This is a genomic window from Nitrospira defluvii (assembly GCF_905220995.1).
GTDB lineage: Bacteria > Nitrospirota > Nitrospiria > Nitrospirales > Nitrospiraceae > Nitrospira_A > Nitrospira_A defluvii_C.
The window spans coordinates 275,435-298,622 of the sequence record NZ_CAJNBJ010000002.1 but is presented as its reverse complement, the minus strand read 5'-3'; the positions used below and the strand labels follow the sequence as shown (position 1 = coordinate 298,622).

Annotated in this window: 20 protein-coding genes and 1 pseudogene; 12 read left to right on the top strand and 9 right to left on the bottom strand. The window is 58.3% G+C overall.

Annotated features, from left to right (window positions below; all coding sequences use genetic code 11):
* The first annotated feature begins 38 nt into the window (after window positions 1–38).
* From deoC to KJA79_RS08670, 9 genes and pseudogenes are all read left to right on the top strand, one after another.
* On the top strand, window positions 39–728 hold the full coding sequence (gene deoC, locus KJA79_RS08705; protein ID WP_213041647.1) for a deoxyribose-phosphate aldolase: 690 nt from the start codon (window positions 39–41) through the stop codon (window positions 726–728).
* Window positions 729–819: 91 nt separating this feature from the next.
* A complete protein-coding gene (locus tag KJA79_RS08700) occupies window positions 820–1,974 on the top strand; it encodes a phosphopentomutase (protein ID WP_213041646.1) in 1,155 nt (384 codons plus the stop codon).
* 1,036 nt (window positions 1,975–3,010) lie between these two features.
* Window positions 3,011–3,100, top strand: a pseudogene (locus KJA79_RS23145) (HigA family addiction module antitoxin); the annotation flags it as partial.
* Complete coding sequence (locus KJA79_RS08695; RefSeq protein WP_213041645.1) at window positions 3,099–6,488, top strand: RHS repeat-associated core domain-containing protein; 3,390 nt, start codon at window positions 3,099–3,101, stop codon at window positions 6,486–6,488. The pseudogene KJA79_RS23145 and the gene KJA79_RS08695, both read left to right, overlap by 2 nt.
* Before the next feature lie 25 nt (window positions 6,489–6,513).
* Window positions 6,514–6,945, top strand: a complete 432-nt coding sequence (locus KJA79_RS08690) for a YbbD-related protein (protein WP_213041644.1) — start codon at window positions 6,514–6,516, stop codon at window positions 6,943–6,945.
* Between the two features lie 75 nt (window positions 6,946–7,020).
* Complete coding sequence (locus KJA79_RS08685) at window positions 7,021–8,376, top strand: RHS repeat domain-containing protein (RefSeq protein ID WP_213041643.1); 1,356 nt, start codon at window positions 7,021–7,023, stop codon at window positions 8,374–8,376.
* 602 nt (window positions 8,377–8,978) lie between these two features.
* Window positions 8,979–10,928 (top strand): LamG-like jellyroll fold domain-containing protein, encoded by a 1,950-nt coding sequence (locus KJA79_RS08680; RefSeq protein WP_213041642.1) that lies wholly within the window; start codon window positions 8,979–8,981, stop codon window positions 10,926–10,928.
* A gap of 288 nt (window positions 10,929–11,216) precedes the next feature.
* Window positions 11,217–11,495: a type II toxin-antitoxin system RelE/ParE family toxin gene (locus KJA79_RS08675; protein ID WP_213041641.1), complete on the top strand. Its 279-nt coding sequence runs from the start codon at window positions 11,217–11,219 to the stop codon at window positions 11,493–11,495.
* 12 nt (window positions 11,496–11,507) lie between these two features.
* Window positions 11,508–11,813, top strand: coding sequence for a HigA family addiction module antitoxin (locus KJA79_RS08670; RefSeq protein ID WP_013248276.1), 306 nt, complete (start codon window positions 11,508–11,510; stop codon window positions 11,811–11,813).
* 78 nt (window positions 11,814–11,891) lie between these two features.
* On the opposite strand, the gene KJA79_RS08665 is transcribed toward KJA79_RS08670, so the two are convergent.
* Window positions 11,892–12,092 carry a hypothetical protein gene (locus KJA79_RS08665; protein WP_213041640.1) on the bottom strand — a complete coding sequence of 67 codons (201 nt, stop codon included), beginning with the start codon at window positions 12,090–12,092 and terminating at the stop codon, window positions 11,892–11,894.
* A 2-nt stretch (window positions 12,093–12,094) separates the two neighbouring features.
* Window positions 12,095–12,376, bottom strand: coding sequence for a hypothetical protein (locus KJA79_RS08660; protein WP_213041639.1), 282 nt, complete (start codon window positions 12,374–12,376; stop codon window positions 12,095–12,097).
* A 242-nt stretch (window positions 12,377–12,618) separates the two neighbouring features.
* Here KJA79_RS08660 and KJA79_RS08655 point away from each other — a divergent pair, with 242 nt between their 5' ends.
* From KJA79_RS08655 to KJA79_RS08645, 3 genes are all read left to right on the top strand, one after another.
* On the top strand, window positions 12,619–13,080 hold the full coding sequence (locus KJA79_RS08655; protein ID WP_213041638.1) for a RidA family protein: 462 nt from the start codon (window positions 12,619–12,621) through the stop codon (window positions 13,078–13,080).
* Between the two features lie 238 nt (window positions 13,081–13,318).
* Window positions 13,319–14,992 carry an IPT/TIG domain-containing protein gene (locus tag KJA79_RS08650; RefSeq protein WP_213041637.1) on the top strand — a complete coding sequence of 558 codons (1,674 nt, stop codon included), beginning with the start codon at window positions 13,319–13,321 and terminating at the stop codon, window positions 14,990–14,992.
* Window positions 14,993–15,003: 11 nt separating this feature from the next.
* On the top strand, window positions 15,004–15,972 hold the full coding sequence (locus tag KJA79_RS08645) for a WD40/YVTN/BNR-like repeat-containing protein (RefSeq protein WP_213041636.1): 969 nt from the start codon (window positions 15,004–15,006) through the stop codon (window positions 15,970–15,972).
* Between the two features lie 23 nt (window positions 15,973–15,995).
* Here KJA79_RS08645 and KJA79_RS08640 read toward each other — a convergent pair whose 3' ends face one another.
* The 7 genes from KJA79_RS08640 to nadC form a co-directional block, all read right to left on the bottom strand.
* Window positions 15,996–16,733 (bottom strand): RsmE family RNA methyltransferase, encoded by a 738-nt coding sequence (locus tag KJA79_RS08640; RefSeq protein WP_213041635.1) that lies wholly within the window; start codon window positions 16,731–16,733, stop codon window positions 15,996–15,998.
* Between the two features lie 34 nt (window positions 16,734–16,767).
* Entirely contained in the window at window positions 16,768–17,880 is a 1,113-nt protein-coding gene (dnaJ, locus tag KJA79_RS08635; RefSeq protein WP_213041634.1) for a molecular chaperone DnaJ, read from the bottom strand.
* Window positions 17,881–17,962: 82 nt separating this feature from the next.
* Window positions 17,963–19,891, bottom strand: coding sequence for a molecular chaperone DnaK (dnaK, locus tag KJA79_RS08630; protein ID WP_213041633.1), 1,929 nt, complete (start codon window positions 19,889–19,891; stop codon window positions 17,963–17,965).
* A gap of 88 nt (window positions 19,892–19,979) precedes the next feature.
* A complete protein-coding gene (grpE, locus tag KJA79_RS08625) occupies window positions 19,980–20,534 on the bottom strand; it encodes a nucleotide exchange factor GrpE (protein ID WP_213041632.1) in 555 nt (184 codons plus the stop codon).
* Window positions 20,535–20,668: 134 nt separating this feature from the next.
* A complete protein-coding gene (locus tag KJA79_RS08620) occupies window positions 20,669–21,439 on the bottom strand; it encodes a type III pantothenate kinase (protein WP_213041631.1) in 771 nt (256 codons plus the stop codon).
* 34 nt (window positions 21,440–21,473) lie between these two features.
* A complete protein-coding gene (locus tag KJA79_RS08615) occupies window positions 21,474–22,346 on the bottom strand; it encodes a biotin--[acetyl-CoA-carboxylase] ligase (RefSeq protein ID WP_213041630.1) in 873 nt (290 codons plus the stop codon).
* Window positions 22,330–23,175: a carboxylating nicotinate-nucleotide diphosphorylase gene (nadC, locus tag KJA79_RS08610; protein WP_246507521.1), complete on the bottom strand. Its 846-nt coding sequence runs from the start codon at window positions 23,173–23,175 to the stop codon at window positions 22,330–22,332. The genes KJA79_RS08615 and nadC overlap by 17 nt, the downstream gene beginning before the upstream one ends.
* Window positions 23,176–23,188 lie beyond the last annotated feature (13 nt).

The following is a 23,188-nucleotide window of genomic DNA, read 5'->3' as shown; positions in this document are numbered from 1 at the left end:
CACACCAGTGAGACTGACAATCTGAAAGGAATAAGAACATGGGACTTGTGTCGTGGAATGAGAATGTGCCTGCTCTGCTGGATCACACCGTATTGCGTCCGGAGGCGACCAAAGCCGACGTCGTGCGGCTCTGTGCAGAGGCGAAGGAGCAGGGATTTGTCGTGATCTTTGTGCCGCCCTGTTATGTCGATGAGGCGGTTGCGGCCGTCGCCGGAACGGCGGTGCAGGTCGGCATTCCGATCGGGTTCCCTCTCGGTGGCCACTCGACCCATGCCAAGGTGACGGAGGCCATCGAGGCGGTCGCACATGGCGCGCGGGTGTTGGATATGGTCATCAACATCAGCCGCCTGAAATCCGGCGACTACGATTTCGTGCGGCAGGATATGGCAGCCGTCGTGCAGGCTACGCCTGGAGTCAACCATAAGGTCATTTTGGAAACCTGCTTACTTACCCGCGAAGAAAAGATCACGGCCTGCCGCCTGGCCGTGGAGGCGGGGATGGACTATGTGAAGACCTCGACAGGGTTCAATCAGGCCGGTGCCACGGTGGAAGACGTGCGTTTGATGAAAGACGCCGTGGCCGGACGGGCAAAAGTGAAGGCCTCCGGCGGCATTCGAGACTGGAAGTCGACGCGCGCCTTGCTGGAGGCGGGGGCGGATCGTATCGGCACGAGCGCGAGTCTAAAGATCCTGAGCGAGTGGCGGGCGGAGCAGGCCGCTGGTCGCTGATCCGTCTCACGAGTTGTGCCGGGAAATGTGCCGCAATGCCGGGACGGTGAGATTGGCTTGCTCGTTCCAACGGATTTGATATAGTGCCCCGATGATGACTCGAATCGTCCTGTTGGTGTTGGATGGCTGTGGCATCGGATCACTGCCTGATGCAGAATCGTACGGCGATGCCGGCTGTAATACACTGCAGCGGCTGGCTGCGATCTCCAAAGGTCTTTCCCTCCCCAATCTCGAACAACTCGGCCTCGGTCTCCTGGGTCAATTTCAAGGCATTCGCCCCATGACTCAGCCTGAGGGTTGCTATGGCATGTTGGGGTTTACGACCAAGGGCAAACACTCGCTGGCCGGACATTGGGAATTAGCCGGGTACGTGATCGAAGACGGCCCGCCTCCATGTGAAACGTTTACGGGCGAACTCGCCTCCGGACTCGAAGCCGCGTTGGGACAAAAGACGCTGGGGAATTGCCGCACGGTTCATCTGGAGCCGATCGCAGAGTTCGGCGCGCAGCATCAAAAAACCGGCATGCCCATCGCGTGGATCGATACCGCGGGGACCATCATGCTGGCCGCTCACGAGCAGGTCGTCCCGCCTGAGGAATTGTACCGTCTGGCGCGCGAAGCGAGGCGGCGGCTCAAGGCGACAATGCCGATCGTTCGCGTGGTGGCCTATCCGTTTGCCGGACAGCCCGGACGATTTGCCGTTACGGAACGTCGTCGTGATTTTGCTGTGGAACCGCCAGGCCTCACGCTCTTGGATCATTTGAGCCGCGCCAGCCAACTGGTATTCGGCGTGGGAAAAGTCGGCGATCTCTTCAGCGGACGCGGCGTCACCAGGTCGGTGCCTCTCTTTCAGGCCCATGCCGTCATGGACGAAGTCCTCCGCATGTTTAGTAAGGCACCACGCGGCTTGATCTACGCGAATCTTCCTATCATGAGCCCCGATCTGCAGGATACCGTCTCGACACTGCAACATGTCGATCGTCGGCTGCGTGACTTGCAAGACTGCCTCAAGGTCGGTGATGTCCTCATCATCACCGGCGATCACGGGTTCGACTGTGCCCGGCCTGATCCCGGCCATTCACGCGAGTATGTGCCCTGTCTCGTGTCCGGCCCGCGGCTTGCGCGCGGCGTGAACCTTGGGACCAGAACCACAGCCGCAGACCTCGCACAGACGATCGGTGAAGCGCTAGGCGCGACGAGACTCCCCTGGGGAGACAGCTTTCTGGATGCCCTCCAGTCCCGGTAGCGGAGAGTCTAAATCCTCAGCAAGCCCGTGCCTTCGATAGCTCGCCACGACGTGCGTGGTCGGATCAGGGCTGGTTCATCTCCGTTCCAATCCAGATTCGCCAGCATTGTCTGACTGTCGTGCCCTATGCCGAGCGCAATGCGTGACGGGTTCAGTTCGTGAGGCGAGGGGAAGAATTGGTGAACCTACAGCTGAGGAACCAGCTGAGTGCGAAGGAATAATTCATGACGCATGAAGTTTTCAGCGCAGGAGGCGGATTAGGAAAAAACGACTTGGGAGCGGTTTGTTGGTCGTGCATGCAGACTCTTGCTGGCTTGGTGGCTTTTATCAATATCGGATGTAGTCAGGCAGTCGGGCCTTCCTTTCAACCGGTGGAGAATTTGGGGCCAGAACGATCACTTGTCTATTTTTATTTTCCGATTCAAATTGGATGGGATGATAGCCATACGATTCTAGAACCTATCTCAAAATTGAAAAATAACGTTCTATCGGAAAGCTGTCATGGGAGGTCCTGGGCCTAGACTGTATATTTCAAAGGATGCTGGAGTTTGCACGGGTCTGAGATCCATGAAGTGACGCTACTCCGTCTCCGTAAATCGATTTTGAGATAGGTTCTAGTTAACCAAAAGCCATTAACGAGACTGGATCGGGAGGGCTATTACCCATTCGTGACCAGGCCAGGGCAAATAAAGCTTTCGGTAGAAGGCTGGCCAGAAGAGGATAGTCTTGAAGTGGATCTTGAAGCTGGTAGGACGTACTTTGTGCGGATATCCCTTGTTGGGAGAGGAGTGTTTACGCACACTAGAACCTATCTCAAAATTGAAAAACGAGATTCTGGTAGATACCGCTTGTGCAAGGTCCAAGGCATCAATAGTGATATTCCCAAGGAATCTGCAGCTTGGTCATGGCTCACGTCTATCTGTGAAGCTATTTCCTCATCAAGAACCGATTTTGAGATAGGTTCTAGGTATTATCAGCTCGAACTGATTCCAACTGATATAGCAACGCAGGAAATTAAGGGGCTACGCTTAATGAAGCCTTGTCTCGCGTGTTGAATGGCCGTGCGGCGATCTCTCCGGAAATGGCCTTGCGATTAGAGGGCTGGCTTGGAGTGCAGCACGGCGGTGACCTTCGTCTACGACGCCCAACACCGGCTGATTCGCCGCACCGATGCGCGCAATCAGGTCTTCCAGTACCGCTACGATGCCGCCGGCCGGTTTGCCGAGGCTACGTTGCCGGACGGGGCCACCCGAGCCCTGGCGTCGAGCCAGACCGTGGCCGTCCCCAATTTCACCACTGGCCAGGGCACGGCCGGCAATCCGGCGCCGCTGAGCGCGACCAGTCTGAATCGGGCGACGTTTACCGATGCCACCGCGCAGGCGACGACGTTTGAATTGGATGCGTTGAGCCGGGTCACCAAACAGACCGATGCGCTGAACCGGGTGACCATGATCACGCGCAATGCCCAGGGGAATCCCACGCAGATCACGCGGCCCAACGGCGCTGTGACCACGATGACCTATGATGCCAAGGGTAACTTGCTCACCGCGACGGAGCAGGCCATCAACGCGACGACGACATTCACCTATGAGCCGACATTCAATCAGGTGACCAGCATCCGCGATCCGAAAGGGAATCTCACCCAGATCGCCTATGATGCGAAGGGCAATCCGCTCACGATTACCGACGCGCTCAACCAGGTCACCACCTTTACCTACAATCCCCAAGGCCTGCTCCTCACGACGAAGGATGCGCTCAATCAGACCACGACGTTCACCTACGATGCGTTGGGACGGCTGCTCAGCACGACCGATCCCCTGACCCGCACCACGACGTTGACCTATGACCAGGCGGGCAACGTGGCCACATCAAAAGATCCCCTGAACCGGATCACGACGTTTGAGTACGACGCCAAGAACCGGCTGAAGAAAGTCACGGATCCGCTGAGTGGCGTGACGGAATACACGTACGACGGCAATGGGAATCTCCTCACGGTCACGGATGCGAAGAACCAAGCCACCACCTTCGCCTACGACGGCCGCAACCGGTTGCTCAGCACCACCGATCCCTTGGGCAAAGTCGAGACCTACACCTACGACGGCAACGACAACCTCACCAAGCGTCGCACGCCGAAGGGCGACGACATTCTCTTCGCCTACGATGCTGTGAACCAGCTCGTGAGCAAAACCCTGCCCGGCACCCAGGTCACCAGTTACGCCTACGATCTGGTCGGCAACTTGACCCGCGTGACCGATCCGGATAGCGTGCTCGCCATGAGCTATGACCAGGCGAATCGGCTGCTGAGTGTGAAGACCGACGGCTCGCCGAACCAACCGGCCGTGACGCTGGGCTATGCCTATGATTCGAACGGCAACCGGCTGACGCGTGCGGATCAGGCCACCTCCATCAGCTATCATTACGACGGCGTGAATCGCCTGACGGGCCTGGGGAATGGGGTGACCCTGCCGCCGCCGGCCACCAACCGCGTGGCCTGGTGGAAGGGCGAAGGTACGCGGGCCGACGAACAGGGGAGCAACCCCGGTACCCTGCGCAATGGGGTGAGCTTCGTGGCGGGCTTCGCCGGTCAGGCCTTTCAGTTCGACGGGGTGGACGATGAGATCGGCTTTACCAGCACGGTGGGCCGCTTCGGATTCCAGGCCACGGTTGAATTCTGGGTCAAGACGACCTCGACGCGGCGCGAGACGATCATGAGCGATCGGCTGACCTGCACCGTCACGTCCCCGGCCAACGCGGCCTCCTGGGAGCTACAGGTGCAGCCGAACGGCACGGCCAGCTTTGCCGTCGCGGGCCCGGACGCGGGGGCGGGGACCACGCTGGTGAGCGCCGGCGTGGCGACGACGCATCCGATCAATGATGGGCAATGGCATCGGATCGCCGCCGTGCGCAATGGCACGGAACAACGGCTCTATCTGGATGGCCAGCTAGAGGGGTTCTGGAATTACTTCAATGGCCCGCCGCTGCTCACCGGGCTCCCGACAGGCGGATTGCACCTGGGGACCGGTGGATGCGGCACGAGTCTGTTCACCGGCCAATTGGATGAAATCACGATCGCCGATCGAGCCTGGACCCTGGCCGAACTACAGGCGCCTCGCAGCCAAGAACAGCCCGTCGCCAATTGGAGCTACGACGTGCTGTCGCGTCGGACGGCCATGACCCTGTCGAATGGGACGCAGACGACGTATCAATACGATCCTGCGAGCCAGGTGACCCAGATCCTGCATCAACTGACGGCGACCTCGACCCAGATCAACAAAGCGGAGTACCTGTACAACGGGGTGGGCAACAGAACGTCATTGACGGATCGCCGTGGGCCGCAGACGTTTGGGTACGACACGCTCGATAGACTGACCAGCGCGAGTCACCCCTTGCTCCTTGATCCGCAGGCCTTTGCCTACGATGCGGTGGGCAATCGGACCACGAATGGCAGTGTGACGAATGCCGGCAATCAGCTGACGACCGATGCGAACTTTACCTATCAATATGACGACAACGGCAATCTGACGCGCAAGACGCTGCTCGCGACCGGGAATTACACCCAGTACAGCTATGACGCCGAGAATCGCCTGATTCAGGTACAGGAATTCGCCGCCGGGAATCCCACGGCCGTCACGACGAGCAGCTATCGGTATGACGGTCTGGGGCGCCGGATTGAAAAAGTGGCCAATGGCCAGACTACCCGCTATATCTATGACGGTGAAGATATCCTGCTCGAATACGACGGTAGCAATGTCCTGCAGGCGCGCTACACGCACGGCCCTGGGATCGATGAGCCCATTGCGGTCACCAAAGGTGCGAGCACCTTCTTCTATCATCAAGACGGCTTGGGATCAGTGACGGAGTTGACCGACAGCACCGGCAGCGTGGCCAAAGCGTATGCGTACGATGTGTATGGGAACATCCTCGAATCCCCGGGCACGGTGAATCAGCCGTATACGTATACGGGGAGGGAGTTGGACCAGGAGACGGGACTTTATTATTACCGAGCGAGGTATTACGACGCAGCAAGTGGACGGTTCTTGCAGAAGGATCCGATTGGGCTGGGCGGTGGTGATGTTAACTTCTACAATTATGTTCGAAACAACCCACCCCGCCTAGCAGATCCATTTGGATTGTTCGATTTGGCAACTCCAGGCGAAGTGCTGAATTTCTGGGGCGAGTTCTTTGGCGCCATTGGCGACTTCGGAGCGAACTATGTCGATATGAGGCAAGCTTGGTGGAAAGGTGCGGACAAGTATTTTCATTGCAAAGCCAATTGCCAAGCTGCTCAACGAGGTGTGGAAGGTGAGGCTGTAGCATGTATCATTAGTGATATCCGCGAATGGTGGGATCAGAATGTAAAGTCTTACTGGGAGCCACAATCCACACCACAAGACAGCGCGGCGGATCAGCAAGCAAACCTATATGGTCGTCTACAGGGGAGTATAAATCCTGGAACGCCGTGTGAGCAGTCATGTGCTCCATTTAGGCCCGTGGGATTGCCTCCACAGTATTGATTCGTCGTTAGGAAGGCTTTTACGAATGGTTAGATTGCTGGTTACGTTGATGGCGCTGCTTTCAGTTAGCTGCGATTGGATTGAGTCCAAGGAGTCTCACTATGCAGATATGAAAGCGGCTGCGGAAGCGGGTGAGATCTCACGAGGGTGGATACCCGCCTTTGTGCCAGAATCTGCTATGGAGATTTGGCTTAAGTATGATGTTGAGAACAATCGCACTTGGCTTTCCTTTCATGGAATGGTTGATCGACCCACAATCCTTAATGCGTGCCATGGCCTGACAACAAAAGATGTCAATTACCCAAGTAGTGGACCGCGTGGTTGGTGGCCGGACGCGTTAACTCTTGCCTCGAAGGAGGGTAAGGCAGAGTTTGAGTACTACACTTGTAAGGATGGAGAGACGTTGGCTATTGATCGGATAAAGGCACAAGTGTTCTTGTGGAAGTTATCCAAATAATGGGGCATACGGTCGGACTTTGCCTCAACTGACGGCGAAACGGCAGAGGGCTTCAGGCATGATCCCGCCAGTCAGGTGACGCAGATCCTCCATCAACTCACGGCCACCACTACGCCCATCAACAAGGCCGAGTACGTCTACAACCCCGTCGGCAATCGGACCTCACTCACTGACCGACGTGGCGCGCAGACCTTCGGCTACGACGCGTTGGATCGGCTGACGGCTGCCAGCCATCCCTTGCTGCTGGATCCGCAGGCCTTTGCGTATGACGCGGTCGGCAACCGCACGACAGGCGGGAGTGTCGTCAATGCAGGTAATCAGCTGACGGCGGATGCGAACTTTACCTATCAATATGACGAGAATGGGAATTTGACGAAAAAGACCCTACTGGCGAATGGAAATCACACGGACTACACCTACGATGCCGAAAACCGCCTGATTCAGGTGCAGGAGTTTGCCGCTGGCAATCCTACCGCCACCACGACGAGTACGTATCGGTATGATGGCCTTGGCCGACGAATCGAAAAGGTCGCCAACGGCCAAACCAAGCGATACATCTATGATGGTGAGGACATTCTGTTAGAGTACGATGGCGCGAATATCCTGCAGGCGCGTTACACGCACGGCCCTGGGATCGATGAGCCCATTGCGGTCACCCAAGGTGCGAGCACCTTCTTTTACCACCAGGACGGCTTGGGGTCAGTGACGGAGTTGACCGACTCTGCTGGAGCCGTCGCCAAGGCCTACGCCTATGATGCGTATGGGAATATTCTGGAATCGCCGGGCACGGTAAACCAGCCGTATACGTATACGGGACGGGAACTCGATAGCGAAAGCGGGCTCTATTACTACCGGGCGCGATACTATGATGCGGCGACGGGGAGATTTCTGCAGAAGGATATAGTTGGAATTAAACGTGGCTCCAATTTGTATCCTTACCTCAGGGATAATCCTCCTAATGGTACGGATTCCACAGGACTAGATCCTAGCCTCAGACCCTATGACGTTGGGAGAGCTAGCAAGCCATTTGTGCCTAAGAGTGATAAGCGGCCTCTCGGTACAATCCTATGTAATGACGGCAATCCGGAAGTCTGGATTCAGGATTACTACAATGATCTACAGTCACAGGAATGTGGCTTGTCGGAATGCTTGTTCAAGCACGAAGGGGTCCACCTGGCCGATGCACTTTCAAGGCAGCCACTCGTATGTAGCGGAACGAAGAAAAACAAGAAAGGGCGGAGTTCATCCGCACAGGAATTGGGCACACAGATTTTGTTCGGAGACCGACTCGCGAGTGAATCAGAAATCAGGGCATATCTTACGGAAGAGAATTGTCTTAAGGAAGCTCTTAATAAGACGAGGGGAGACTGTCCATGTGGATCCCTTTTGAACGGCAGGCTAAGCGATGTGAAACTGTTTCTATACCCATGATAGTAAGGCGCGCATTTTCAATTGTGACTAGTATTGTTATCCTCTCATCGGGAACTACTTTCGCTGAGGAGGCCAAGAGCCTGCTTCTCGATGTGACACTTGAGAGTCCCGCATCCGGTGTGTATCAGCTTAAACTCAGGATGACCAACACATCATCTGAGCCAATTACAATTTACGATACAGATCTGCCGTGGATCACTCCCAATCAGCTGGTGTTTGTTAACCGTGCCTATCGGACCAATGCGCGTCGTACGTCGCTTCCGAGGTTCACCCCTATGGAGGACTATGCTCGCATCTCCAATGAGTTAGCCCCTGGTCAATCCTTGGAGGACATAATTGATCTAAACATAATGTTCCCCACTCTCACGGAAATAACCGGCAAATACAATGTGAGGGTCGAGTGGGTTTGCAGGTCAAAAAGGCTCGTATTTCGCTGCAAGGAAGGTAAGGGAGGAAACTTTGTGATCACAAGACACGAGACAAGAAGCAGCGGAACTAGTTCCCTTGCCTCACCAAGCCCTTCGATTCCACAAACCAAGTGAAACCATCTGGCAGCTACAAGAGAGAGGAAGCCCTGTAAGACTTATTGCGGCGTATAGGTTGTGCCGTACACGCACTACACCTACGACGGCAACGACAATTTGACCCAGCGCCGCACGCCGAAGGGCGACGACATTCTCTTCGCCTACGATGCTGTGAACCAACTCGTGAGCAAAACCCTGCCCGGCACCCAGGTCACCAGTTACACCTACGACCTCGTGGGCAACTTGACCCGCGTGACCGATCCGGATAGCGTGCTGGCCATGACCTATGACCAGGCGAATCGGCTGCTGAGTGTGAAGACCGACGGCTCGCCGAATCAACCGGCGGTGACGCTGGGCTATGGCTACGATCCCAACGGCAACCGGCTGACGCTGACCGATCCGGTCCAGATCACGAGCTACTCGTACGATGCCGTCAATCGCCTCCAGTCCCTCACGCAGCCCCACGCCCCGGCCACCCCGTTGCCCACGCTGCTGGCGTCATGGCCCGGCGACGGCAGCGCGATCAATCCCGTCGGAGGCCAACATGGCACGCTCCAACTGGGGACCGCGTTCGACCTCGGTGTGCGCCATCAGGCCTTTGCCTTCGACGGGGTCAATGACTACGTGCTCATTCCCGATTCCGCGGTGCTGGATAGTCTCAGCACCGCCGCGACCGTGGACGCCTGGATCAAGCCGGAAGTGCCGGTGGGGGCGGAGGGATGGATCTTCAGCCGGCGCGACCCGTTTGTCAGCGAAGGCTTCTCGGTAGCCCTCTTGCAGGATGGACGGATGCAACTGACCGTGCGGACCACGACCAGCCCCACGGTGTCGGGCTCCACCTTCCGCTCGACGGCCCCGGTGATCACGTTTGGTCAATGGCAACATGTCGCGGCCGCAGTGGACACCGTGGCCGGCACGGCCCAGCTCTGGGTCAATGGCCAGCCGCTGACCCTGACGACGGTCTTTGGGCCCGCCACCCTGAGTGGCACGCTGTCCAACGTGAACCAGCAGTACCTCGGACGGAGGCAGGACCCGAACACGGCGGGCGGCGGCGGCCATTTTAAGGGCGAGATCGACGAAGTGCGGCTCTATGGCCGGACCCTCACGCTGGCGGAGGTGCAGAGCCGAGCGCAGAACCAGCCGGTGGCCGCCTATGTGTACGATGCGCTTTCGCGCCGCACGAGTGTCACCCTCTCGAACGGGACGCAGACCACGTATAGCTATGATCCCGCAAGCCAGGTGACCAACATCTTGCATCAGCTGACGGCGAGCGCCACGCAGATCAACAAGGCCGACTATGTCTACAACGATGTCGGCAACCGGACGAGTCTCACGGACAGAAGAGGCGTCCAAGCGTTCGGGTATGATCAGCTGGATCGGCTGACTGGTGCGAGTCACCCCTTGCTGCTCGATCCGCAGGCCTTTGCGTACGATGCGGTCGGCAATCGGACCACGAATGGCAGTGTGACGAATGCCGGCAATCAACTGACGGCGGATGCGAACTTTTCCTATCAATATGACGACAACGGCAATCTCACGAGAAAGACGCTCCTGGCCACAGGAAACTCTACCCAGTACACGTACGATGCTGAGAATCGGCTGGTGAAAGTCGAAGAGTTCGCCGCCGGGAATCCCACCGCTATTACGACGAGCAGCTACCGCTACGACGGCCTGGGCCGTCGCATTGAGAAGATCGCCAATGGCCAGACCATACGCTACGTCTATGACGGCGAAGACATTCTCCTCGAATACGACGGCAGCAACGTGCTACAGGCCAAATATACCCACGGCCCCGGTATCGATGAGCCCTTGAGCCGGACGCCGATGGTGCCGGGCCTCGGCAGCGGGCAGGTCGTGGTGCTGGCGTCCACGCCGGATGGTCTGCGCGGGCCAGTGGTGGATGATGGGATTAAGGTGAACGGCCAGCTGTCGGTGGGCTTTGTGTTTGTCTCAGGAATGCCGGCACCGGCGATCGGCCAGTGTCCCCTCCACTTGGTCATCGCCGTATGTGGTTCCATTCGTTGTTGACTTCGTCTAGTTCGAGCTGATTTCTGAACGCTGAACACGAAAGACTTACGTCAGATTGATGTTTTCTCGGGCCGTCTTCTTGGCTGTCCTCTTGCCTGGTTCGTCTTGTTCGGTTCAATACTCACCCCTCTGCACGGCACATTGGGGCAGAGACCAATGAACATGTGCATTCCCCTCAGAGGCGTTCAATTGTGGATTTGTTCCCATGAAGGCTCTTGTGCATACATTCAAGGCGTAGCATATGCCTAGGATTGACAGCTGAAACGTCACGCTATACAGTCTCTTTTCATGATCAAGTCGTTTCGACACAAGGGACTACAAGCCTTCTTTGAAACCGGCAGCAAGGCAGGCATCCAGCCACATCATGCGGCTCGACTCAAACGGCAACTCGCCCGATTGGATTTGGCCACAACGGCGGCGGATATGAATGTGCCAGGATGGAGGCTGCATGCATTGGCCGTCAATTTGGCTGGCCGCTATGCGGTTTCCGTGAGCGGGAATTGGCGGCTGACGTTCGGTTTCGATGGCGGGGATGCAGTATTCATTGATTACCACGATTATCATTAGGAGGAAGACAGCATGAGCCGGATGCACAATCCACCGCACCCAGGCGAAACCTTGAGAGAGGATATTTTGCCTGCGTTGGGCTTAAACGTGACGCAAGCTGCGAAGCAACTGGGAGTGACCCGTGCCGCCTTGTCGCGCGTATTGAATGGTCGTGCGGCGATCTCTCCGGAAATGGCCTTACGATTAGAGGGCTGGCTTGGAGTGCAGCACGGAGGGCGCGCCGATGTCTGGGTGGCGCAGCAGGCCGCGTATGACCTGTGGCTAGCCCGCAAGGCCGGTGCGCCAAGAGTGCGGCGTGCCGTCTTGGTCGAAGCGTAATCCCGATCAGCTATAGAAGCTGCATATCAGGAAAATGGTGCCAGGTAGTATCTCAGGCCTGTCTGAAATGGACGAGCGCTAGCGAGGTGATGCGGGCAAGCGCCGGGAGCGTTGCGCGTGGAGGGCAAATTCCAGCGCGGCTTCGAGGCGGATGACGCGGGCGTTCAGGTCTTCAATATGGGATTGCTGCTTGGCGACTGTGGTGTTGAGTTGTTCCACCTTGTCGTTGAGCTTGATGGTGTTGGCGAAGGCATCCCACACACGCTCGGTGAGTCCCATCGTCACCCTTTCTTACGGGTCTTGGAGAGCGCCTGCATGCGCGCTTCCGACTCCGCCACGAGGGCGAGGGTTTTGTCGATGGCGCGAATGGTTTTCTTCGTCTCCCGGATGACTTGCTTGGCCATGTGATCCAAGAGTGTCGGATCATCAGCCGGAACGTACCGCTCGCCCCCTTCGCGAAGCAGTTCCGCCATGGTGAGATTGGCGGCTTTCGCCTTCTGTGCGAGCCGGCGTTTCTGGCTGGGACTCATGAGGATGGGGACTTGGACCATGGTGGATGCCATTGAGGCCTCCCTCGGCTTGGATATATAGACCACATATATCACGGGACCGAATCTGCTGTCGATGCGCCCCATTTTCTCGCTATTGGTTTGATGCATGCCGGATGGCTGTATCTTGCCCCATGACCCCCGGATGGCGTATACGTACGATTCGTTTGAGGGCAACTACCTGAGGAAAGCAATGAGATGGTTGACTCTCGCTTGCGTGACTGCCGATGAAGTCGTGATCAAGAAAGGATCTGATTGTGTCGATTGACGAAAAACTCAGCGGCCTTGGTCTCACGCTCCCGGCTGCGCCGAAACCGGTCGCGAGTTATGTGCCGGCTGTACTGGCCGGTGATCTGCTGTACCTAAGCGGCATCTTGCCGTTTCGGGACGGGCAAGTGGCGATCACAGGGAAGCTGGGGCAGGACGTGACGGTTGAGCGGGGAGCCGAAGCGGCGAGGCTGGCGCTCCTGAACGCCTTAGCGGTCGTGAAACAGGAACTCGGTTCGTTGGATCGTGTACAGCGGATCGTGCGAGTCGTCGGCCACGTCGCGTCGGCCAGCGGATTCGTGCAACAGCCGGCCGTGATCAATGGAGCGTCCGACTTGCTGGTGCAGATTTTCGGTGAAGCTGGACGCCATGCGCGTGTGGCGCTCGGGGCGGCGGAGTTGCCGCTGCATGCCGCCATCGAACTTGAATTACTGGTGCAAGTCAGAGCCTGACGTACCCACTGCTCGCGTTGCCATCCACCGTCTCCGCTTGCCTTGACATCAAAAAAAACCGCTTGTTATAGTCCGGAAGTCTCCTGGTTTGATACCACACCCCCCATCCGGCTTCGTTGCCTCAGTTGCGTGGGGTTTTGTGCCACGTGCGGGGCATTCATCTGGCGTACCATCATGTCATCCTCACCAGGCCTGCGGTTCAGGCTCAGTCAGAGGGTATCGGTAGGGAGTGAATCCCATGAAATATATAACTTGTGCGATTGTCAGCTTAGCCCTTGCGGCCACTTCCGTTGATTCCATGGCCGCCCCGGCTGAACCTCCGGCTTTGCATCCCAATGCCGCCGTGCCGGGAGCCACGCTGTCGATCACGGGCAAAGGCTTCGGTCCGTTCAAATCGACCCGGTTTAATCAGGTGATGTTTCAAGGCGTGCCTGCGCTGATTCAGCGGTGGGATCCGGATCTCATCGAAGTGCGGGTGCCGTCACAGGCTGCAAATGGTCCCGTTGATGTCATCATCGGCAAGAAACACGTAAAGGCCGGGTCATTTACGAGGCTGCAACCCACGATTCACTCGGTCTCGCCGGCCGAAGCGGAGCCGGGCTCGATCCTAGAAATCATCGGCGAACATTTCGGCAACACGGCCGGACCGCGCGATCCCAACACGATTTTCGGCGTCAACAGCGTGGCTGTCGGTGATGTGAGCGTGCGCGTCCGCAAGTGGCGTGACGACAAGATCGAAGTGGAGTTGCCGGGTAATGTGCAGTCGGGCGATGTCGTGATTCGCATGGCCTCTTCCGATCCGTTGCCGGATGGGTCGTGTTGCGCTCCGGTGAAGCAGGTGGTGAGCAATTCGATGCCGGTGAAAGTGCTGGCGTCGGTGCGCGTCGATCCAACGAGCGGCCCGGTCGGCACAAAAGTCGTGCTCTTCGGCAAGGGGTTCGGGACAAGCAGGAATCCTGAGGATGGCGTGTTGTTCGGCGGACATCTGGCCACGGTCTCGCAGTGGACGGATACGACCATCGTGGTGCATGTGCCGCTCGACGCTCAAACCGGCCCTGTCGTGATGAAGCGCAACGGGCAGGAACGGGCCATCGGGACGTACACCGTGCAGACGCCCAAGGCCACGGCCTTGACGCCGACCGAGGCACCCATCGGCACCTTGTTGAAAATCACGGGAGAGAATTTCGGGTTTTATTCGGAGGCCGGGTCTACGCCGTTTAACTATATCGATTTTTCGTTGAGCGAAAACACCGTCGAGATCGGCGGGGTGCAGGCGATCGTGTATCGATGGGGGCATGACCGCATTGATGTCTGGGTGCCTTTCAGCGCGAAGAGTGGTCCGGTGGTGGTGAAACGCGCCGCCAACACGCCCAAGCCGGACGGCACCTGCTGCGCCGAGAAGAAGGTGCTGGAGACCGAGGTCGGCAATTTCACGCTCGTGACGCCGAAGATCGATTCGTACAGCCCAAATACCGGAGGCCTCGACGAGGTGGTGACTATCAAGGGGAGCGGGTTCGGCAAGTTCTTGAAGACCGCGGAACCGAGCAAGGTCATCACGGACAGTGTCTACGCTCGAGTGGCGCCGGAGTTGGGAGAGAACGTCTCGCGTACCGAAGTCTTGTTCAACGGGGTCGGGGCGATCGTCCAATCCTGGACGGACACGGAGATCAAGGTCAAGATTCCTCACCGTCACTCGTACGGGGTCGGGAAACTCGGTGAATTCAATCCGGATCTGACGTCCGGGCCCCTCGTCGTGCGGCGCGGGTCATGGGATTTGCTGCCGGATGGGTCCTGTTGCACGCCGAAGAAATGGCTCACGTTGGAAGCCGGCACCTTTACGATCCAACCATCCGGATTGCCTGATGCCAGTTACTGGCGCAATCCCAATCCCGACAACTCTCACTTTCATTGAGGCATCGAACTGTGCGTACGTTGGCTGCAGTGGCGTGTTGGCTCGTGACCCTGTTGGGTATCGGCATGACGGAGGCTGCTTCCCTGACCGTTCCAGTGACCGTGGCCATGCAGAAGAGCGGGTCGGAGGCAACGCTGTTGGGGGTATTTTTTCACGACCCTCAGCTCGGGTGGGCCGTCGGGTCTGGAGGAACGATCCTGAAAACTACCGACGGCGGCCACAAGTGGAAGAAAGTTTCCAGCGGCACAACCGCTCTCCTGACAGCCGTGTACTTTCGTGATGCGCAGCGCGGATGGGTTGTCGGCGCGAATGGCACGGTCAGAACGAGCAAAGATGGAGGCGAGACCTGGAGCGTCGTCGTAGTCTCGACTCAGGCGCCGCTCTACGGGATTGCCTTTGCTTCCCCGATGAAGGGATGGATGGTGGGTGGGAACGGCACCATTTTGCAGACCACTGACGGCGGAGAGAACTGGACCGATCAAGCCAGCGGCACGAGTGCGGCATTGTATGCTATTGCACTGACCAGCGAACAGCAGGGCACCGTCGTGGGGGCATTGGGGACGATTCTGACCACAACGGACGGCGGGAAAAATTGGACCACACAGGTGAGCCAAAGCTCGGCGACGTTCTTTGATGTGGCCTTCGCGGATGAGGCCAACGGCTGGGCGGTCGGCAATGCCGGTGCATTGTTCCAGACCACCGACGGAGGGACGCACTGGATCGATCGGACTTTGCCTTGCGGGCGGACCTGCAACAAGCTCACGGATCTCATTCGTGTACGGTTCACGGACGCGCAGCAGGGGTGGATTGTCGGAGAACGTGGTCAGATTCTGCGAACCAGTGATGCGGGGTTTAATTGGGTGGAAGAAACCAGTCCCGTGAAACGCTCTCTGATGGCTCTCAGTTTTCCTCGTGCTTCAGCCGGGTGGGCGGCAGGTGAAGGAGGGACCATTATCTCAATCAGTGCAGGAAAGAAGTAAGCGCTCGCCGTGTCGCTGCCTCTCTAGCCTAATCTTCCCAATCGACTCTGCACGATACTGAGTGCTGTCACCGCCGCGGTATCCGCCCGAAGAATGTGCTCACCCAGGCTCACGGCTCTGCACTGTCCCTCGATGGCGTGAGAGAGTTCTTCCTCTGCCCATCCCCCTTCAGGTCCGACAATCAAGGTTACAGTGTCGGTTGGAAGAGTCGGTAGGGGAACGTGAGTCAATCCCACGGTGTCCTGACGCTCGGCTAACAGGAGTGCACAGGTGGCCGCATGACTGGAGAAAAAACGGCGCACCTCGAGCGGCACGAGTACCTGTGGCGGCTGCCATTGTTCCGATTGCTGCGCGGCTTCGGTGGCAATGCGCTGCCAGCGGGCGACTTGGGAGGCGACTCTCTCCGGTTGCGGTCGTACGACGCCGTGCCGGGAGATCAGCGGCAGAATCGTCCGCACGCCCAACTCGCTTGCCTTCTGTACCACCCAATCCATATGGTCGCCTTTGAGTAGGGCTTGCGCGAGGAGGACAGGTGGTGCCGTCTCGATCGGTCCTGGCCGGCGTTCGAGGATGACCGCTGACAACGCTTGTGAGGTCAAGGCGCTCACCCGCACCTGATACCGTTGACGGTGCTCATCGGTGAGCCACAGGACCTCACCGGGCTTGACCCGCAAGCTGGCCCTTAGATGATGGCAGAGGTCACCGGTCAGGGTGAGTTCGGTTTCGCGGATTTCGGACGACGAGATGAAAAACGCCGGCATGGTGGTCGGCCTGTGTGGCGGGGGCAAGGTCGGTCTATTCGAAGAACGTCTTCATCTTGTCCAAAAATCCTTCGCCTTCGCTGTCCTTTGTGTACCCGCTTTCCTTCGCAAATTCTTCCAGCAGTTCCTTCTGTCGGGCACTCAGCTTCGTGGGGATCTCGATTTTGACATTGAATAACTGGTCGCCGGTATGGCCGCCCTTGAGGTTTGGAAATCCGAGCCCCTTGAGTCGCAGCACCTTGTCGGGCTGTGTCCCTGCAGGAATTTTCATGAAGGTGTTGCCCTTGAGCGTAGGGACTTCGACGCGGCCGCCAAGTATCGCGGTCACAAGATTGATGGGAAGATCTGCGGCAATGTCCTGCCCTTCCCGGCGAAAGTGGGGATGGGGCTTCACATTGACCACGACGTACAAATCCCCCGGAGGTCCGCCTTGCACGCCGTGCTCACCTTCATTGGCCAGGCGCAGGCGCATACCGGTCTCGATGCCGCCGGGAATTTGAACGGAGAGCATGCGCTCCTTGCGAACCCGTTGGCGTCCGCTGCAGGTCTGGCAGGGTTCCGTGATGATCTGTCCTGCCCCTTCGCACTGACCGCAGGGACGGCTGACGCTGAAGAAGCCCTGCTGGAAGCGCATCTGGCCTTGTCCCTTGCAGGATGGGCACATCTTGATCGCGGTGGCGGATTTTGCGCCGGTCCCCTTGCAGTCCGCACAGGTTTCCCAACGAGGAATTTTGAGTTTGGCTTCCTTGCCGAATACCGATTCTTCGAAGCTCAGTTCCAGATTGTATTGGAGATCGTTACCGCGCTCCGCTCGCGCACGTCCGCGAGGCTGGCCGAAAAAGTCTTCGAAGATGTCGTTGAAGATATCGCCGAAGCCGCCCTGTCCCCCGAAGTCGAATCCCTCGGCCCCCTGTGGTCCACCGGCATGGCCGAACGTATCATACCGACGCCGCTTCTCCTGATCGCTGATGACTTCGTAGGCTTCGTTGAGCTCTTTGAATTTTTCCTCTGCGGCCTTCTTCTGCTCGGGGGAGGTGTGCAGGTCGGGATGATGTTGGCGAGCCAGTTTCCGAAATGCTTTTTTGACTTCCTCGTCGGACGCATTCCGCTCGATACCGAGGGTTTCGTAATAGTCGCGCTTTGCCACGGAAAGGGTTTACCTGGTTGAAGGTGCAACACGACCGACTTCCACCTAAACGGGAGAGTCGGTCGTGCGATCTATCGGAAGCTTACTTCTTGTCCTTATCGACTTCTTCGAACTCGGCATCGACGACCTTTTCGTCGGTCTTGGCCTGCGCACCTGCGTCCCCGGCCGAAGCGCCTGCGTCGGCTGCGCCGGCACCGGCGGCTGCCGAGGCTTTCTTGTACATCTCTTCAGCCAGTTTATGAGAGGCGGTGGTCAAGGCCTGTGTGGCCGACTCAATGGCGGCGGGATCATCGCCTTCCATGGCCTTGCGGAGCCCCGCGATCGCCTCGGTGATTTTCGCCTTGTCGTCCTCGCCGATCTTGTCGCCATGCTCGGTCAGGTTCTTCTCGGTGCTGTACAGCAGGGAGTCGGCCTGATTGCGGGCTTCCGCGACCCGACGGCGCTTCTTGTCATCTTCCGTATGCGCTTGCGCATCCTTCACGAGCTTGTCCACTTCGTCTTTGCTGAGTCCGCTGGACGCCGTGATCTTGATGGACTGTTCTTTCTGCGTGGCCAGATCCTTGGCTGCGACATGCACGATGCCGTTGGCATCAATGTCGAACGATACTTCCACCTGCGGCATACCGCGCGGGGCGGGAGGAATGCCGACGAGGTCAAACTGCCCCAGCAGCTTGTTATCGTTCGCCATCTCACGTTCGCCCTGGAAGACCCGGATGGTCACGGCGGTCTGGTTGTCGGCGGCCGTCGAGAAGACCTGGCTCTTCTTCGTCGGGATCGTGGTGTTGCGTTCGATCAATTTCGTGAACACGCCACCGAGGGTTTCGATGCCGAGGGAGAGCGGGGTCACGTCGAGCAGCAGCACGTCCTTGACTTCGCCCTTGAGCACGCCACCCTGGACGCCGGCGCCGATCGCGACGACTTCGTCGGGGTTCACGCCACGATGCGGTTCCTTGCCGAAGAATTCTTTGACGACCTGGATGACTTTCGGCATCCGGGTCATCCCGCCGACCAACACCACTTCCTGGATGTCCTTGGCGCTGACACCGGCATCAGCCAACGCCTTCCGGCATGGCTCAATGGTCTTCTGAATGAGATCGCCCACCAACTGTTCCAGTTTGGCACGGGTCAGCTTCGTGACCAGGTGCTTCGGTCCGCTGGCGTCGGCCGTGATAAACGGCAGGTTGATTTCGCTTTCCTGAGAGGAGGACAGTTCGATCTTCGCCCGCTCGGCTGCTTCCTTCAGGCGTTGCAAGGCCATGCGATCCTTCCGCAGGTCGATGCCTTGATCCTTCTTGAATTCTTCGACCAGCCAGTCCATCACGCGTTCATCGAAGTCGTCGCCACCGAGGTAGGTGTCGCCGTTCGTGGACTTCACCTCGAACACGCCGTCGCCGATTTCGAGCACCGAGACGTCGAAGGTTCCTCCGCCAAGGTCATAGACCGCGATGCGCTCGTCTTTCTTCTTGTCGAGACCGTAGGCCAATGACGCTGCCGTCGGTTCATTGATGATGCGCAACACGTTCAATCCGGCGATCTGCCCGGCGTCTTTGGTGGCCTGGCGCTGGCTGTCGTCGAAGTAGGCCGGTACGGTGATGACGGCTTCGGTGACCTTTTCACCGAGATAGTCTTCCGCAGTCTGCCGCATCTTCTGTAGAATCATCGCCGAGACTTCCGGTGGGCTATAGCGCTTGCCGCGCAGTTCGACATGTGCGTCACCGTTGTCGGCTTCCACCACCTTGTACGGGAGCCGCTTCATGGCTTCCTGCACTTCCTTGCTCCTGAATTTGCGTCCCATCAATCGCTTGACTGAGAAGATGGTGTTCTCCGGGTTGGTGATCGCCTGCCGCTTGGCAATCTGTCCGACCAAACGCTCATTCTTGTCCGTGATGCCCACCACGGAAGGGGTCGTGCGACTGCCTTCTGCATTGGCGATGACGACCGGGTCTCCACCGCTCATAATGGCCACGCAGGAGTTCGTCGTGCCGAGGTCGATTCCGATAACTTTGCCCATGGGTTGACTCCTTCGCAAAAAATATCAATACGTGAACGATTGTGTCAGCTTCTCTCGTGAAACGCGCACGGTCTCCTAAGGGCCGACGTTAATTCGCCGAACCGGTGGAGACGGTCACCATGGCGGCCCGAAGGATGCGGTCCTGGAGGAGATAGCCCTTTTGATACTCTTCCACGACATGATTTTCAGGGACGGTATCTGACGGAACCTGCGCGACCGCTTGCTGCGTGGCCGGGTCAAAGGCCTGTCCGACGCTTTCGACCGCTTTGACGCCGAATTTCGTGAGCGCGCCGACCAACTGCTTGAGGGTGAGTTCCACTCCCTCCGTCAACGCGTCGATCGTTCCCGTTCCCTTGGCAGACTTGATGGCCCGCTCAAGATTGTCCACCACCGGGAGCAGTTCCTTGAGAATCTGTTCGTTGCCGAACTTGATCTGTTCGCGTTGATCCCGTTGGGCGAGTCGCTTGTAGTTGTCGAACTCCGCCGCCAGTCGCAGATACTTTTCGTGAGCGGCCTTGCACTCGTCGGCCTTGGCGTCCAGCGCCTGCTGTAGTTCGCTCACGCCGTCATTCGTGCCTGCTACTGCCTCGCCGGAATCGTCTAAGTTGTCGATACTGTGAATGTTCTTCTCGTCGTCAGCCATTGATTACACCTATGATGGGGAGTGAGATAGCCACACGTGAAGGGAAGTCAACGGGGAATAAAAAGAAAACATCGTTTTTTCAGGTCCCTACGGGTTTGATCGGGGCTGCAGCGACGGGCCGAGGAGAGCCGGCCCTATGTGAGGCGATTGCGGTGGTACAAAAACTCCAAGCCTTCGAGGGTGAGGAAGGGGAGCACCTTCTGGATCGTTTCGGCTTCCTTCGCAATGACGGTGGCCAGACCCCCGGTGGCGATGACCGTGGAACGGCGACCGAGTTCGCGCTCCATCCGGTGAACAATGCCATCCACGAGTCCGACATAACCGAAGAGCAACCCGCTCTGAATGCCCCCGATCGTGTCGGTCCCGATGACGGTTTTCGGACGGATGATTTCGACCTTCGGCAGTTTGGCGGTGCGGGAAAATAGCGCATCGGCAGAAATTCCCAAGCCGGGTGCGATCACACCGCCGAGATATTCCCCTGATCCGGTGACGGCGCAAAATGTGGTGGCGGTACCGAAGTCGACGATGATCAGGTCGGAGTGGTATCGCGCGTAGGCGGCAGCGGCATTGACGATGCGGTCGCTCCCGATTTCCTTCGGATTGGCATAACGAAGCGTCAATCCCGAATCGGTGTCAGGGCCGACGATCACGGGGATGTGATGAAAATAGGCCTGAAGCAGCGAATCGAAGGTCGCGGTCAGCGCGGGAACGACGCTGGAAAGGATGCAGCCGGTGATTTGCCCGGGTGCGAATCCCGCGTTATGAAGCAGGTTGAGTAGCAATATGCCGTACTCATTGTCGGTTCGTCTCGATTCGGTGGCCAAACGCCAGTGCGCCTGCAGGGTCGATCCTTCGAACAGGCCGCACACCACGTTGGTATTCCCGATGTCGATCGCTAATAACATGGTGTGATCACTCTACCCCAACCGAAAGCGGATTTCACCCCCGCAGGTGAACGACCTCCGCGCTCCTGACCTCCAGCAGCGACGAGGCGGGCGGTTGGGCGCTGTCGGAGATGACACGGATCCTGAGGCAGCCGTCGGGACCGATGGATTCGGCAACGCCTTCGACAATGCGTCCCTGCTCAAGGCTGACGCGGACGGTTTTGCCGAGGGTCGAGCATCGTTGGGTGAATTCATCGATCATGCCAGTTGGCCCATCGGTGAGGAGACGATCCAGGCGCTGCTCGAGCCTGAGGAACAACTCAGCCAGGAGGGCGACACGGTCAACGGGGCGACCGCCTTCTACGGCGAGGGTGGTGGCGCCGGCTGTGAGCTCTTCTGGAAAACTGTCGAGGGGAGCGTTGATGTTCAATCCGATGCCGATGACGACGGCGACCGTCTTATCGGGCCTGGTGGTCTGTTCACACAGGATACCGCCGATTTTTTTTGTATCGATCAGGAGATCGTTCGGCCACTTGACGGAAATGGGCAGTCCTGTCGTGGCAGCGAGCGCATCTGCGGTGGCCAATGCCGTGAACAGAGGAATCCATGACAACCAGGGGCCAACGCGCGTGCCTCCTGGTGTGGGGAGCACGACCAGGGACGTATAGATATTGCCCTGGGGTGGGGAGTGCCAGGTTCGGCCCCGCCGCCCTCGGCCGGCGGTTTGGCACTCGGTGAGGAACACCGAGCCGTGCGGAATCGGTGTCGCATTCGACTGCTGCAGCGCAAGGAGTGCATCCGCGTTGGTGGAAAGCGTGGAGGTGGTGTACCGCAGGACCCGGCCGAACGCGCGCGTGCGCAGGGACGCTTTGAGACGGTCGAGGTTCAGTTGATCGGCGAATGGTGGATGGTCAGCGGCCTCGGGCACGATGCCCCCGAGATGTCGAGAGGTCCATGCTAAGGTTGGCGGCGGGGGCCGAATGGGTCAGGGCGCCGACTGAAATAAAATCCGCCCCGGCCTGGGCCATGGCGGCGACGGTCTGCAGGGTCATTCCACCAGAAACTTCGACCAGGGCTCGTTGTTTGATGAGTGCCACAGCCTGTCGTACGAGGGCGGGAGACATGTTGTCGAGCAGGATGATGTCGGCCTTGCCGGCCAGTGCTTCTTTCACTTCTTGCAAGGTCTTGGCTTCCACTTCGATACGAAGGCCATGGGGTGCACCGGCGCGCGCGAGGCGGCAGGCTCCGGCCACATCAATGCCGGTTGAGCGCAAAACGGCAAGGTGGTTGTCCTTGATGAGCACGCCGTCACCCAGTGAAAACCGATGATTCTTGCCGCCTCCGAGCGCAACCGCCCATTTTTCGAGGGCTCGTAATCCAGGCGTGGTCTTGCGAGTATCGAGGATTCTGGTTGGGTACCCACGAACCGCAGCGCAAAACTGCGCAGTGAGTGTCGCGATGCCTGAGAGTTGTTGGAGAAAATTGACGGCGACCCGTTCGGTCATCAGCAGCGAGCGCACATCACCTTGAACCGTCAATACCGTGGTATCCGGTTTCACCGCTCTGCCGTCCTTGATGGCTGTGGTGATGCGCACGGAGGGATCTACCGTCAGGAACACTTCCCGGGCGACGGCCACGCCTGCAACGGTCATCGGCTGATGGGCGACAATGGTCGCCGTAGCCTGAAGCGCGGTTGGAAACAACGCGCTGGTGGTGACGTCGCCGTGGGAGAGATCCTCGGCGAGCGCCTGTTGCACGGCGATCAGAATG